Source organism: Candidatus Nitrotoga arctica, from assembly GCF_918378365.1.
In the GTDB taxonomy this organism is placed as follows: domain Bacteria; phylum Pseudomonadota; class Gammaproteobacteria; order Burkholderiales; family Gallionellaceae; genus Nitrotoga; species Nitrotoga arctica.
This window is the reverse complement of the sequence record NZ_OU912926.1, coordinates 3,219,395-3,232,507: the sequence shown is the minus strand read 5'-3', so window position 1 is coordinate 3,232,507 and position 13,113 is coordinate 3,219,395. Positions and strand designations below refer to the sequence as shown.

Genomic DNA, 13,113 nt, shown 5'->3' with positions numbered 1-13,113 from the left:
TAACGGCTAGATATACCAAGCCTGTTGGAACCTTTGAGACCTGTCATGCCTAATATCAATTTGCTTGCCCGTTCCCGTTCCGCCGTGTGGCACCCCTGCACGCAGATGAAGCACCATGAGACTTTACCGCTAATCCCTATCCAGCGTGGGCAAGGAATGTGGCTATATGATTTTGACGGTAAACGCTATCTGGATGCGGTGAGTTCGTGGTGGGTGAATTTGTTCGGGCATTGCAACCCGCGCATTAATACCGCCATTACCCTTCAGCTAGAGCAGCTAGAGCATGTGATGCTGGCTGGCTTTACTCATGAACCGGTGGTGCAGCTTTCCGAGCGATTGGCGCAGCTGGCCCCTGTCGGTCTGGGCCATTGTTTTTATGCCTCAGACGGCGCATCGGCTATTGAAATTGCGCTAAAAATGAGCGTACATTATTGGCGTAACAGTGGTCGGCCTCACAAGAGCAATTTCATCAGTCTGCAAAATAGCTATCACGGTGAAACACTAGGCGCATTGTCAGTGACCGATGTGGCACTATTCAAGGGTGCATATAGTGCATTGATCAAACAGAATGCCACAGTATTAAGCCCTGACTGGCGCAATGCAGAATCTGGAGAGAGCGCCCGAGACTATGCTGTACGCTGTGCTGCGCAGCTTGAAACACATTTGCAGCAACATCATCATAATATTGCCGCTTTCATTATCGAACCGTTAGTGCAGGGGGCGGCGGGCATGGTTATGTATCACCCGGCTTATTTAACTCGTGCGCGCGAGTTATGCGATCAATACGATGTGCATTTCATTGCCGATGAAATTGCAGTGGGGATGGGACGGACGGGAACGATGTTTGCTTGTGAGCAGGCAGAAAAGTCCCTCGGTCGGGATAGTACAGAAGAGGGTGTTTCGCCGGATTTCCTGTGTTTGTCCAAGGGTCTAAGCGGTGGCTATCTGCCGCTATCCGTGGTGATGACCACGGATACCATCTATCAGGCATTTTATGCAGATAAGGTGACGTGTGGTTTTTTACATTCACATTCCTATACTGGCAATCCGTTGGCCTGCCGTGCGGCATTGGCTACCTTGGAAATCTTTGAGCAAGATAATGTCATCGCAACCAACCGCAACAAAGCCGTTTATCTTAACCGCATTGCAGAACCCTTACGTGATCACCCCCGTGTAAAAAATTTCCGCAACACTGGCATGATTTGGGCATTTGAGGTGGATAGCTTGTATGACGATTTCGCGCAACGCTGCTTCAGCCTCGCGCTGGAGAAAGAACTACTGCTGAGGCCGATGGGCAATACGATCTATTTCATGCCACCCTATATCATCAGCGAGGCTGAAATGGACATGTTAGTTGAAAATACACTGGCAATCATTGCGGCGATCATCTAATTGAACCAAAGAAGTGCAATTCAAACTCGTCATTCCCGCAAAAGCGCGAATGACGGCAGTAGAGAGGTATTCATGAAGCTGCTTCACAAACTGATACTTATCTTTTTCTTCATTCCCAGTTCTTACGCCGCCATACTGCCGCCGCCAGTGGTGAAAGCGCTGCAGCTAGCGCACATTCCGCTGGACAGTATCGGTGTGGAGGTACGCGAGGTGAATGCGCGTATACCGCTTATTAGTGTGAATGCGAAGCAGTCGATGAGTCCGGCTTCAACCATGAAACTGCTCACCACTTACGCTGGGCTGGAATTGCTAGGCCCTTCGTATAGCTGGAAGACAGAGGCATATCTTGACGGCAAGTTGGAACAAGATGTGCTGCACGGCGACCTGATCCTGAAGGGTTACGGCGATCCCAAATTGACGCTGGAAAAATTATGGCTGTGGCTACATGAGCTGCGTAGTCGCGGTCTGCGTGAGATTCGCGGCGATCTGGTGCTGGACCGTAGTGTATTCCAGCTCGCTCCGCACGATCCCGCGGAATTCGATAACGAGCCGATGCGTCCCTACAACACGGGACCGGATGCGTTGTTGCTTAATTTTAACTCTGTGCGCCTGCGCTTTATTCCAGAGGGCGAAAAAATCAAGATTATCAGCATGCCGGAACTAGCGGGCATCAGGCTGGACAACCGCGTTATGGCAGCAACCGTACCAGTAAATTGCAGCGACTGGAATGATGCGCTGTCCATGCAATTGCAAGGCGATACGCTACGTGTACAAGGTGTTTTTCCGGCCCAGTGCGGTGAGCGTGAGCGACATGTCAGCTTGCTGTCCCACCCAAGCTATCTATATGCCGTGTTTCGTGTGTTGTGGCAAGAGATGGGGGGCGTGCTGCAGGGTACATTGCGTGAGGGTACGGTTCCAGATAATGCGATTCTGTTTGCAACACATAATTCCGCGCCATTGGCTGAATTGATTCGCGACATTAATAAATTCAGCAACAATGTTATGGCGCGTCAACTTTTTCTAAGCTTGGGCGGGACTGCCGAGATACCCGCCAACTTCACTCACAGCGAACGGACTATACGTAATTGGCTGACCCAAAAAAAATTGTATTTCCCTGAACTGATACTGGAAAACGGTGCCGGACTTTCGCGTCGGGAACGGATCAGTCCGCGCAGTTTGGCATTGTTGTTGCGTAGCGCGCAGCGCAGCCCGTTATCAATGGAATTCGAGGCCTCCTTACCTATCGTCGGGGTGGATGGTACCTTTAAAAAACGCCTCACGGACAGTGAAGCTGCTAACCACGCTCATCTAAAAACTGGTTCGCTGGAAGGCGTGCAAGCCGTTGCCGGTTATGTGCAATCCCGTAGCGGAAAGCAATGGATTTTGGTTTTTTTAATCAACCATCCCAATGCCGCAGCAGGGCAGCAAGCACAAAACGCGCTAATTGAGTGGGTACAACGACGATATTGAAGAAATTTTGATGTAACTTTTTTTAATTTCTGATTTGAATTCCCATTAATATTTGAGGGTTGAGATGGTTAAATCAGGAAGAGCTGAGAGGGCTATGTCAAATTGATACTATGCTGACTGCTATAATCCCTGTCCCCTTTATTCAACTCACGCGATCAATATGCATACGCTCATTTGTGGCTCCTTAGCCTACGACATCATCATGGTGTTTAACGACCAGTTCAAAAAACACATCTTGCCTGAGCAGATACACATCCTGAATGTCTCCTTTCTGGTGCCGGAGATGCGTCGAGAGTTTGGCGGCTGTGCAGGGAACATTGCCTATAATTTGAAACTACTCGAAGGCAATCCGTTGATCATGGCGACGGTAGGTGATGATTTTGGCCCTTACACGTCACGCCTGGAAAAATTAGGCTTATCGCAACAATACATTCGTCATGTACCGGACAGTTTCACTGGCCAAGCTTTTATCACAACCGATCTGGACGATAATCAGATTACTGCCTTCCATCCTGGTGCGATGAGCTTCTCTGAACAGAACCATGTATTCGATGCCAAAGATGTTACGCTTGGCATCGTATCCCCAGATGGGCGTGCAGGCATGTTGCAGCACGCGCAGGAATTCCATGCGGCAGGCATTCCCTTCGTGTTCGATCCGGGTCAAGGTATGCCGATGTTTAGTAGTGATGAATTATTGAACTTCGTCAAGCAGGCGGATTATGTGACGGTAAATGACTATGAGGCCAAGCTATTGCAGGAAAAAACTGGAAAAAAAATTGAAGAACTCAGCAAGCTGACACAGGCTTTCATCATTACCCTCGGCGCACAAGGGTCGCTCATTTATGCAGATGGCAAGGAGGTGCGCATCCCAACGCCCATGGCTGAGACATTGCTCGACCCCACTGGCTGCGGTGATGCTTATCGTGCAGGTTTGCTGCACGGCATTCAGCAAGGCTGGGATTGGGATACCACCGGACGTCTTGCCTCTTTGCTAGGTTCGCTGAAAATCGCCAGCCGTGGCGGACAGAACCACAATCCCACTCGCGACGAGCTCTCCACTCTATTTCACAAATACTTTGGCTATTCCATTAGCCTATAATTTCTTCTGCAGTGCGATCTTGCTTTTTCTTCCGTTTGGGAGGAAGAGCGAGTATTAAGGTCGGCTGGGTTAGGTGAGCTTTTTAATTTGGTGGCCGAGTCGACGACATAAATTATTTATTTGCCCGGCGGCATATAGCCGGAAGGCATTTCCGCGCCATCGCCAAAGAAATGGTTTTCCATTTGTTGGGCTAAATATTTGCGAGCATGAGCCTCTGCGAGATTCAAGCGGTTTTCGTTGACCAGCATGGTCTGGTGTTTGAGCCACGCGGCCCAAGCCTCTTTCGAAACCTGCTCGAAAATGCGTTTTCCCAACTCGCCAGGATATGGCGCGCGCTCCAGTCCTTCTGCTTCGTGGCCCAATTTGATGCAGTGCACCATTCTTGTCATTATTAAGTTCTCCGATTATTTAGTTTAAGGTTTTAATTCTGACATCAATCACCAAGACCCGCAAAGATTCAACTGCATTCTATGTACGATTTGATCATAGGTTTTTCAGAAATACCTTGGAGCGGCGCTGATAGTTGTAAAGCATTTTTTTCTGTGTAGGCAATTGCCCGACATCCGTTTCCTTGAAGCCCCGTTCAATAAACCAGTGAGCAGTGCGCGTGGTCAACACGAATAGCTTATGTAAGCCTTGTGCTTGGGCCTCGGCCAGGATGTGTTTAAGTAGTGTGTCGCCGTAACCTTGTTTGCGGTAGTTGGTTTGCACAGCGAGGCAGGCGAGCTCGGCGGTTCGCTCTTCGACGAATGGATACAATGCGGCGCAGCCGATGATGCGGTGGTCATGTTCCAGCACCACGAAGTGCCCAATTTCACGTTCCAGTCGCTCGCGGCCACGTCGTACTAGTATGCCTTCAGCTTCCAATGGTTGCAGCAGTTGCAAAATGCCGCCTACATCATTAATTGTGGCATCACGCAAAGTGTTGAGTGTGCTTCCCACCACCATGCTGCCGATACCGATATCACTGAAAAGTTCTTGTAAAATGGCGCCGTCAATATGGCGGCTGATCAGGTGCGTGCGTGCTACGCCTGCTTCGCAGGCGTGCACCGCGCACGGCAGGAACAGTGATACATCTTCTGGCAACTTGCCTTTTTCGGACAAGAGGGTATTGACATTGGCGACGGTTAATTCTCGCAGTAAATTGCCGTGCTTATCTTGCACGCCGTCCATCTCCATTAGAAAAATCAGTTTATCTGCGTCAAGCGCGATAGCGGTACGCGTTGCCACCTCTTCCAGAGTGAGGTTGAACACCTCGCCGGTGGGCGAATAACCAAGGGGTGAAAGTAAAACCACTTCATTGTGCTCAAGTCGGTTTTTGATCGCTACAACGTCTATTTTACGCACGCTGCCAGTATGCAGTAAATCCACGCCATGAATTACGCCCATCGGTTGGGCGGTGATGAAGTTGCCGCCCGCGACGCGGATATCGGCGTTAGCCATAGGTGAATTCGCCAAGCCCATCGACAGCAAAGCCTCGATTTCTACTCGCACGCGACCCACCGCTTCTTTTACGCATTGCATGGCTTCTGAATTGGTTAGGCGGATACCATGGTGATAGTGGTCTTCAAGATTGTTGCGCGATAAATGACGTTCGATTTGTGGACGAGCGCCATGTACTAATACGAGGCGCACACCCAAGCTGGAAAGTAGATTAAGGTCGTGGGTCAGTTCGACGAATTTACCATCTGCTACTACTTCACCGCCGAAGGCGACCACGAAAGTGCGGCCACGAAAGGCGTTGATGTAAGGCGCAACCGAACGAAACCAGGCAACAAATTCGGTGGGAGGTATGGGGCTGTATGGCATGTGTTGTTTCTGTGCTAGCGGATTGAAAATGGTATGGATTCAGTCGCTTTACGAATGATCTCAGGGTCGATTGGGTATGTTATGGCTCCATTCTATAGTTATATTTATGTTAGGTTGTTCATAACATTGCTGATGTGCTGCACAAATAGATCGCGGCTTATTAAGTTTAGTCGGTGTTTTAATTGATTTTTGAGAGGCATCATGGGCTTCAGCTATCCGATAAACGGATTTTTCATAGCAGCAGAATCGTGAAAACATTGTTGATCGATATTGCTATTACACATGATCATAACCAATAGAATTATTGTGTATGTGGATAGGCGGGAATTTGATCAAGCAGATTTTAAAGTGCGATTTTAAATCCAACCGGATTTCGCCCTATCTTTCTTCGATAACTTTGCCTACTTGTTGATTGCGGGTGTGCATGTCTTGCACTAGCAGCTGCGTCATGAGGGCTGCCAGATATTGCGCTGCTATGGATCAGCCCAAAACGGTCATTCAAGATTCCCGTGCAGGCCAAACTTTAAAAGCTAAAAAAGTAATGGTTAAAACCAGTCATAATTTTGATTACTGGTGCGCCCGGCGGGAGTCGAACCCACGACCCTTGGCTTCGGAAACCAATACTCTATCCAGCTGAGCTACGGGCGCTTTCCAAGAGTCGCAGTATAACGTACCCGTGCTGATCATGCACACTGCAGTAACTGCTAATGTGATATTAAGTTTGGAGAAATGATGTGTTTTAAACTGAAGCGATCCCGAAAGTCCAAATTGCTAAAAAACTTGCGTAATATAAATTGGCAGTGATAAAATTCGTCAGTCTAGAAAGACCATGAGCACAATAAGTTTTTTAACCAAAGCAGTATTGGAGAGGAGGAGAAGTTATGTTTGAGAATGTGACTACCGGCCAAGTTCTTTTGATGTATGTGTGTATTTTTGGATTTATTTTTGGTATGGCCGCGATCTTGTTTAAGAAGAATTCTTAATGAAACAAGGCTAAATAATACTGTGGATGGCGAAAATATTGTTTTTGGATGTCTTTCGAAAACATGGTGTGTCTTTACATAGTGGTTGAAAGACCAGCAACTTGTAAAGTTGTTAAGGGAAGATTAAATTGAAGAATTCAAGAAATAAGGGGGGGAAATGCGCAAATCTACATCCATGTTGTCGTCATGGCTTGCAATAATAGCTATCACTGTATTGGTATCAGGAACGGCCGCTTCTGCGGAAGCTGGAAAAGTTAGCGCGAATCCTGCTAACGGTAAGACCATCTTTACCCAAGGAAAAGGGGATGTTCCTGCTTGCCTGACCTGTCATGGTGAAAATGCATTAGGTAATGATGCCATGGGCGCGCCCCGTTTAGCCAATATTGGTTATGTTTATATAGTTAAACAGCTCACTAATTTTGCTGCAGATAAGCGAGTCCCCTCTGGGCTAGGCGCGGTAATGAACGGATTCGCCAAAGCATTGAGCGAGCAAGACCGCCGTGATGTGGCTGCATTTGTAGATAGTTTGCCCAGAAAGTTTGAGCCGTCTGATTTGAAAGCTCTTAAAGCAGAGGGCCAGCAGGTTGGCCAGCCGTATTTAGGAAAACTTCTGGTTCATAGTGGGGTAAAGGGTAAGGTAGCCTCTTGTTATTCATGTCATGGGTTTAATGGTCGCGGTGCTGACCCTATGTTTCCGGCAATCGGCAATCAAAAATATGTATATTTGGTTAATCAATTGAAAAGTTGGCGTGATGGCACAAGGAATAATGATCCTGTAGTTGGAGGGGTTTCAATGATGCAGGCGGTGGCGAAAACGCTTACAGATGACGACATTTATAATGTTGCTGCATATTTGACTACTGCTCAGCCAATTAATGTACGGGACGGACTTTTGATAGATAATCAAACCGTTTTGAAGGAAATTTTAGTTCGATAGAAGTATTTAAGTTATTGAATAGATTTTGTTTTTAAAATCCCCGCGTCGAGTTGTTCTGGACGCGGGGATTTTATCTATTGGAATGTATATTAAGTAGTCGGGAGTAATTCAGTATGGCAATTAGCAATATGAAGCTTGGAGAAAAATTGCTATTTGGGGGTTTTGCGCTGATTGGCATTATGGCTTTTGCCAGTTGGTTGGTGCTAGAAGTTGTCAGATTACGCTTGGATAAGCCGATGTATCCAGTACTTCAGTATGACTTTTCCACAAAAGGCTTGCGCGGGTCAGAATTATTTCGTACAGCGGGATGCACTGTCTGTCACCGCGCAATGCGCAACGGTACAAATATGGGGTTGGTTCTCGACGGTATCGGTTCCAAGCGTACCCTTGAATACCTTAACAAATTTTTAACCGATCCAGAAGCATCTTACCCTGGAACAACGATGGATCATGGCCCTTTTAAAGGAGCTGCTTTCGTAGCGAAATTGCCGCAAGCGGATTTGCAGGCGATCGCTATGTTTCTTTCCGAGTTACGAGCCAATCCAGGGTCTAATGCGTCGCGACTTCCTCCTGTGGGTGGAGAGTCCAAGTTTATTGATGAGATGGTTAGGATGTGGGCGCCAGATAGCTGGAAATCGGATTATAAGGATGTACGTGAAGAAGTGAAATTAAAAGCGAAAGAGAATCAGCATGATGCAGGAACCAAATGAGCCTTGGACTCAGGATAAAGAATATACCAAATATACATTGTGGTTTATTTATGCATGTATTATTTACAGCATAATTGGTTTTTCCTGGGGGGCGTTGATGGGCGGGATTCCCACCTTTAGGCACTTTGTTAATAGCGGGATACCCGGCCATAGGATCGTTTTAGGGCATACCCATATTAATTTGTTGGGATGGGTGGAAATGGCTATTTTCGGCGCGGTATATTATCTTATACCACGGTTGGTGCGTCGTTCCATCTACAGTCTGCGTTTGGTCAAGATCCATTTCTGGATGCATAATCTTGGCCTGCTGGGGGTCGTGGTTTTCTTCAGTTCTGCGGGGCTGATTGGTATTTTTATTGATGACGACGGAGAGTCGGTGGCATCACGTTTTATGTCACTCGCAGGAATTTTTGGTAGTGTGGTTTTACTGGCTAACATTATTTGGGGATATAATATATACCGTACTTGTAATGGATGGAACCGGCCCAAGTGAAAATAAGAATAATATGGCTGCTCGTTGTTTCCTGCCTGGTTTGTGGTTGCGGCGAACAGTTTTCCGCATGGAGCATGGGGGGGGCTTCAATGGGAATGTTGCAGAAAGGTATGCTAGCACCTAGTTTGCCCACCAAAACATTGGCAGATGTCGGCGGGGACATGAGTAAAATGACAACATATCGTCAGCCAGATGCACGCATGTACCAATACTCTTTGGATAAAGCATTAGCGCTTAATAAACCTATCGTCTTGGAGTTTGCCACACCTGGCCATTGCACCGTGTGTGATGGCCAGTTGCAAATAATGAAAGCGCTCTTGGAAAAATATCAAACCCAGGTGCTTTTTTTGCACATGGATCAATACCAAAATCCGCAAGCATTCAAGGCATATCGTGTGATGGGTGATCCCTGGACTTTCTTTATAGATGATAAAGGTTTTGTTAGCGGAGTTCAGCCAGGACGCATGTTGCATGGCGAAATGGAAGCGGGAATTAAAAGGATTCTCAAGGCGGGAACAGAAAGTCACGCGGGTTGATCTAGCATGAGTGATACGCGTTTCAATTTAGTTCAAGACCGCAAAGGCATGATGTGGGATTTACTGCTGTATGTTCCTACAGTGGTGGCTTTACTGTCAATGGTACTTAAATTTTGGTATGGCGGAGATGTCAGTTTGGCATATTTGTTTTCGTTTCTGGCCAGTTTCTTTTTTATTGCTGGTGCCAACCGCATATTGAAAACCCGGTTAATGTTACTGCCTGCTGCGCCTATCGCAATTGAAATAGGTAAGCAGGTAACTCGAATTATTTTTCGCAATGGAGAGCAAGTGGAGTTGGTGAAAGATTTGCGAATATACGCAGATTACTCAGGTCGTTCGTTCGGTCTGGCTGGTCTGAATAAATCAGACCAGCGCTTGCAATTTGTATTTCATAAAGGACAGTTTTCCAGTTTAAAAGATTACCAAGCAATTCAGGAAATGCTTAAATTAGTTAGTAGCTCGTCGGATTTTTTCTCAATTAAAAAATAAAAAAACCGACCAATCACCACTAGAAATAGCACAATTAGCGTTGTTATAAAAATAAGTTGAATATTATTTATTAAGTCGCTTCAAGCAGATCATATGTAACATATGCTGCCTATTCCCATCTTCGATGAACAACTGGCTACCGGAACATCACTTAGCGCGGTTTATCGTTGAGTAGAAACAAGTCGAGCATCAAGGCAAGCTGGACTAGCGTGAGGCAAAAGCAAAAAAGCGGATATAAACCTCACGGCAAACACCCTATTCCGCCAGAGGCGGATGCGCAGGACAAAGATTAAATCACTCTCACGGATGAGAAAAATTACGCGTCATGAAAGTATCCGGTGGTGGAATGCTACAACGGCCAGGTTGAGGTGGGTATGGACGTTAGCTGATCGTGACGATTAACACTGTGTAGGCGTGTAATGACAAGTAGCATCGATCCAGCAGTTCAAAGCATTGCTGGTTGAACTGGAAAGCCGGCTGACTTGGTGGCCCACACGTACTTTTCATTGGCTAACGTCAAGGCTTGCGTGGAACAGAACATCAGCCCGTGATTGCAGTGTGTAGTGAGTAACATGCTTACTGCACTACCGCTGCTGAAATAAGATGCTACGGAGGTGGGGCAGGCGGCATTTGTTACTGACGATCATGGGCCGGGCGCTATATGTAAAACGTAAATGCACGGTGGAACCGGTGTTCGGCATTATCTTACGAACTATCGTAGTTAGAATCGTCTAAAAGAACTGATGGAGAATGCAAGTAAGGTGCGTGGACAGAACAGAATATGCTAACGGCAGGTACAGTGTGGGCAGCGCTGTTTACTTATGTATTAATGTTAGCTGCGTTCCGATACGCTAAGCAACGTACGTTTCATGTACTGACAATGACTTCCGTAATTTTGTTTGATTTGGGGATGCCGATTTATCTCTATCTTTATAAGGGCTGGTATCGGCGTTTGATTGTGGAAAGCGAATTGACCTCAATTCTAGTGTGGATACATTTCATGATGCTCGTGATGATGTACGCGTTATATGTAATGCAAGTTAAAACTGCTCTGTGTTTGCTGCGTAGTGATAACAGCGTGCGCATCGATCATCGTGCGCAAGGTAAGGCGTTGTTGCTGGTGCGTGCCTTGGTCATTTTTACAGGTGCCCTACTTGTAGAGTCCTAGTCCTAGCTAGATAGTCAGTTTGTCACTGGTAAGCCTTCAAGACAGCCTCCCATCGTGTACTAACGCTACCATATAGTCGGCATTTGCCCGGCCCCCCGCGCGGTATGGGTAACTGGGGACTGCACCGCCTAAACTTGGGTATGGTCCCCGCGTATGCCCAATGGGACTGTGTCGGGAACCCGGCATGAATCGGTGATGGTGATGACTTGGCTCTGGTATTGTCGAAGAAAGCTTGGCGCATCGAGCGGGACTTTCAGGAACTCAAGCAGGACTTTTAGACTAAGGCACTACGAAGGAAGGGACTAACGCGGGTTTCACCATTACGCTGAGCATCGCAGCTTAGGACTCTTGATGGCGTCACGACTCAAGGCCGGACGCGATGGCAGCGGTTAAAAAATTCGCCGAACGCCAAGTAGAACGATTATGCTGGCTCGTGGCAGCCTAGTGTACGCAACAGCGTTACGTACCAGAGTAGTGTTACTTGAACGTCGCTTTCACAAGTGCCTTGGGCCATTGTCCGCATTGTAACCGGTAAGCTAAAATTACATTTGTAACAGTAAGATTAGCAGTCTGTCCGGCTTTGCTCAAAAACTAATTATATTGATGTATCGATTATTTATGTTGCCATGCAGCTCGGCAGGCTGCTAGTATTTTAAGCTGTGTGCGAATCGCTATTTAATGCCCTTGCGGCGTTGTGCTACATCCCAAGCCATAAATCCTATAGCCACTACACCAATGATACAAGTGATTAAAATCAGCAAGTACTCAGTTTTCTTGCTAACTAAGCCACCAACCAGCATGTGTACAGCATAGCTCATGATGAATAGAGAGCTAAGAGCGACAACCAAATAAATTATAATTTCTTGTATGAGCTTATTCATATCGTTAAATTAAATTTTTCTCCAATTGGGGCATGAGCCGACTAAATCAGGCTAATCTTAAGCTTTCGACGTCGTAGAGTTACCAGAAAATTATTTCTGGAAGGTTACGCAATTCGCACATAACTTTTCCTGATTAGCCACAATGTTCAGCCTCGCGAATGAGGCGCACAGGATAGGGCGAAGTGACGGATGATGCTCGAAGCAGTCTGACCAGAATGACAGACAGGTCGAAGCGGCGGTTGAATCGATATTGAAACTCGGCGAGGTAACGATGGGCGTACTTGGAGAAATCGAACGCATGGTAGGTTCCAGAGAACATCGTCTTCAGATTGCCTAAGAGGGTATTGACCGCGCGAAATTGCTCCAGCTTTACGCAGGCAGTACTGCCGCCGGTGACGGTGCGCTCGTGAGTGGCTCCAGATTCTGTGACGGCTCGGAAGCACCCCAATCCATCGGAAATGACATTAACCGACGCGCACAGCGATTTCTTCGCCCACTGGGCAATCGCGTCTTTGGTAAATTTCAGCCTGGTCAGGCAAACGAACAGCGGATGGCCAGTTTCAGTGGTCTGCACCGCAGCGATGAAGGGCACCTTGTTCTCCGAGCCCCGGCCGCTCTTGCCGCCGGGCAACTCCCCACCCAGATAAGCGTCGTCGATCTCAACGCGACCGTCGAGCTGGCGCGATTCTTCCCGCACCGTCATGACTTGCATCAGCTTGTGTTTCAACAGCCAGGCGGTCTTGTAGCGCACCCCCAAATGACGTTTGAGTTCCAGCGCCGATATGCTGTTCTTCGATTGACTCAACAGATGCATACCCAAAAACCAGTGGGTCAGGGGCAGCTTCGTGGCGTGGAAAATCGTCCCGCAGATTGCAGTGGTCTGTTCTCGGCACATCGAACACTGCCAGTAATGCAGTCCCTTGCGCTCGAAGGTGCTATGGTGCGTACCGCCGCACTTCGGACAAACAAACCCGGCAGGCCAGCGCGAAGCAACCAATGCTGCGTGGCATTTATCCTCCGTTCCGTAATTTTCCATGAATCCAGTCATCGACAGACCTTTTTGAAACTGAATCTTGTTGATCCCCATCGCGCATCTCCTCTTGTCGGTATGCGCTTATTATCCGCCTCTATTTTTTAGGTTAGCTG

At 47.4% G+C, this 13,113-nt stretch carries 13 protein-coding genes and 1 tRNA gene; 9 read left to right on the top strand and 5 right to left on the bottom strand.

Going from position 1 to position 13,113, the window contains the following annotated elements; genetic code table 11:
* Positions 1 to 45: 45 nt before the first annotated feature.
* From bioA to MKZ32_RS14940, 3 genes are all read left to right on the top strand, one after another.
* Positions 46 to 1,392, top strand: coding sequence for an adenosylmethionine--8-amino-7-oxononanoate transaminase (gene bioA / locus MKZ32_RS14950; protein ID WP_239798000.1), 1,347 nt, complete (start codon positions 46 to 48; stop codon positions 1,390 to 1,392).
* Between the two features lie 72 nt (positions 1,393 to 1,464).
* Positions 1,465 to 2,862, top strand: coding sequence for a D-alanyl-D-alanine carboxypeptidase/D-alanyl-D-alanine endopeptidase (gene dacB, locus MKZ32_RS14945; protein WP_239797999.1), 1,398 nt, complete (start codon positions 1,465 to 1,467; stop codon positions 2,860 to 2,862).
* A gap of 160 nt (positions 2,863 to 3,022) precedes the next feature.
* Positions 3,023 to 3,961 carry a carbohydrate kinase family protein gene (locus tag MKZ32_RS14940; protein WP_239797998.1) on the top strand — a complete coding sequence of 313 codons (939 nt, stop codon included), beginning with the start codon at positions 3,023 to 3,025 and terminating at the stop codon, positions 3,959 to 3,961.
* 116 nt (positions 3,962 to 4,077) lie between these two features.
* Here MKZ32_RS14940 and MKZ32_RS14935 read toward each other — a convergent pair whose 3' ends face one another.
* The 3 genes from MKZ32_RS14935 to MKZ32_RS14925 all read right to left on the bottom strand — a co-directional run bounded on the left by MKZ32_RS14935 (position 4,078) and on the right by MKZ32_RS14925 (position 6,418).
* Complete coding sequence (locus MKZ32_RS14935) at positions 4,078 to 4,350, bottom strand: oxidative damage protection protein (protein WP_239797997.1); 273 nt, start codon at positions 4,348 to 4,350, stop codon at positions 4,078 to 4,080.
* 94 nt (positions 4,351 to 4,444) lie between these two features.
* The gene (gene argA / locus MKZ32_RS14930; RefSeq protein ID WP_239797996.1) at positions 4,445 to 5,770 is read right to left on the bottom strand and encodes an amino-acid N-acetyltransferase; all 1,326 of its coding nucleotides are present in this window, start codon (positions 5,768 to 5,770) and stop codon (positions 4,445 to 4,447) included.
* Between the two features lie 571 nt (positions 5,771 to 6,341).
* Positions 6,342 to 6,418: transfer RNA gene (locus MKZ32_RS14925), tRNA-Arg, on the bottom strand.
* Positions 6,419 to 6,910: 492 nt separating this feature from the next.
* Here MKZ32_RS14925 and MKZ32_RS14920 point away from each other — a divergent pair.
* From MKZ32_RS14920 to MKZ32_RS14895, 6 genes are all read left to right on the top strand, one after another.
* Positions 6,911 to 7,690: a c-type cytochrome gene (locus tag MKZ32_RS14920; protein ID WP_239797995.1), complete on the top strand. Its 780-nt coding sequence runs from the start codon at positions 6,911 to 6,913 to the stop codon at positions 7,688 to 7,690.
* Between the two features lie 113 nt (positions 7,691 to 7,803).
* Positions 7,804 to 8,400: a c-type cytochrome gene (locus MKZ32_RS14915; protein WP_239797994.1), complete on the top strand. Its 597-nt coding sequence runs from the start codon at positions 7,804 to 7,806 to the stop codon at positions 8,398 to 8,400.
* Entirely contained in the window at positions 8,381 to 8,893 is a 513-nt protein-coding gene (locus MKZ32_RS14910) for a cbb3-type cytochrome c oxidase subunit I (protein ID WP_239797993.1), read from the top strand. Before MKZ32_RS14915 ends, MKZ32_RS14910 begins: the two co-directional genes overlap by 20 nt.
* 89 nt (positions 8,894 to 8,982) lie before the next feature.
* Positions 8,983 to 9,429: a TlpA family protein disulfide reductase gene (locus MKZ32_RS14905; RefSeq protein ID WP_239797992.1), complete on the top strand. Its 447-nt coding sequence runs from the start codon at positions 8,983 to 8,985 to the stop codon at positions 9,427 to 9,429.
* A gap of 6 nt (positions 9,430 to 9,435) precedes the next feature.
* A complete protein-coding gene (locus MKZ32_RS14900; RefSeq protein ID WP_239797991.1) occupies positions 9,436 to 9,918 on the top strand; it encodes a hypothetical protein in 483 nt (160 codons plus the stop codon).
* An 880-nt stretch (positions 9,919 to 10,798) separates the two neighbouring features.
* A complete protein-coding gene (locus MKZ32_RS14895) occupies positions 10,799 to 11,086 on the top strand; it encodes a hypothetical protein (protein WP_239797990.1) in 288 nt (95 codons plus the stop codon).
* 671 nt (positions 11,087 to 11,757) lie between these two features.
* On the opposite strand, the gene MKZ32_RS14890 is transcribed toward MKZ32_RS14895, so the two are convergent.
* Both MKZ32_RS14890 and MKZ32_RS14885 read right to left on the bottom strand, forming a co-directional pair.
* On the bottom strand, positions 11,758 to 11,967 hold the full coding sequence (locus MKZ32_RS14890) for a hypothetical protein (protein ID WP_239797989.1): 210 nt from the start codon (positions 11,965 to 11,967) through the stop codon (positions 11,758 to 11,760).
* A 133-nt stretch (positions 11,968 to 12,100) separates the two neighbouring features.
* Positions 12,101 to 13,054: an IS1595 family transposase gene (locus MKZ32_RS14885; RefSeq protein WP_239797988.1), complete on the bottom strand. Its 954-nt coding sequence runs from the start codon at positions 13,052 to 13,054 to the stop codon at positions 12,101 to 12,103.
* Positions 13,055 to 13,113 lie beyond the last annotated feature (59 nt).

Excerpts from the sequence above, each read along its gene's own strand:
- bioA (WP_239798000.1), top strand. The coding sequence starts at position 46 with ATGCCTAATATCAATTTGCTTGCCCGTTCCCGTTCCGCCGTGTGGCAC.
- dacB (WP_239797999.1), top strand. The coding sequence starts at position 1,465 with ATGAAGCTGCTTCACAAACTGATACTTATCTTTTTCTTCATTCCCAGT.
- MKZ32_RS14940 (WP_239797998.1), top strand. The coding sequence starts at position 3,023 with ATGCATACGCTCATTTGTGGCTCCTTAGCCTACGACATCATCATGGTG.
- MKZ32_RS14935 (WP_239797997.1), bottom strand. The coding sequence starts at position 4,350 with ATGACAAGAATGGTGCACTGCATCAAATTGGGCCACGAAGCAGAAGGA.
- argA (WP_239797996.1), bottom strand. The coding sequence starts at position 5,770 with ATGCCATACAGCCCCATACCTCCCACCGAATTTGTTGCCTGGTTTCGT.
- MKZ32_RS14920 (WP_239797995.1), top strand. The coding sequence starts at position 6,911 with ATGCGCAAATCTACATCCATGTTGTCGTCATGGCTTGCAATAATAGCT.
- MKZ32_RS14915 (WP_239797994.1), top strand. The coding sequence starts at position 7,804 with ATGGCAATTAGCAATATGAAGCTTGGAGAAAAATTGCTATTTGGGGGT.
- MKZ32_RS14910 (WP_239797993.1), top strand. The coding sequence starts at position 8,381 with ATGATGCAGGAACCAAATGAGCCTTGGACTCAGGATAAAGAATATACC.
- MKZ32_RS14905 (WP_239797992.1), top strand. The coding sequence starts at position 8,983 with ATGGGAATGTTGCAGAAAGGTATGCTAGCACCTAGTTTGCCCACCAAA.
- MKZ32_RS14900 (WP_239797991.1), top strand. The coding sequence starts at position 9,436 with ATGAGTGATACGCGTTTCAATTTAGTTCAAGACCGCAAAGGCATGATG.
- MKZ32_RS14895 (WP_239797990.1), top strand. The coding sequence starts at position 10,799 with ATGACTTCCGTAATTTTGTTTGATTTGGGGATGCCGATTTATCTCTAT.
- MKZ32_RS14890 (WP_239797989.1), bottom strand. The coding sequence starts at position 11,967 with ATGAATAAGCTCATACAAGAAATTATAATTTATTTGGTTGTCGCTCTT.
- MKZ32_RS14885 (WP_239797988.1), bottom strand. The coding sequence starts at position 13,054 with ATGGGGATCAACAAGATTCAGTTTCAAAAAGGTCTGTCGATGACTGGA.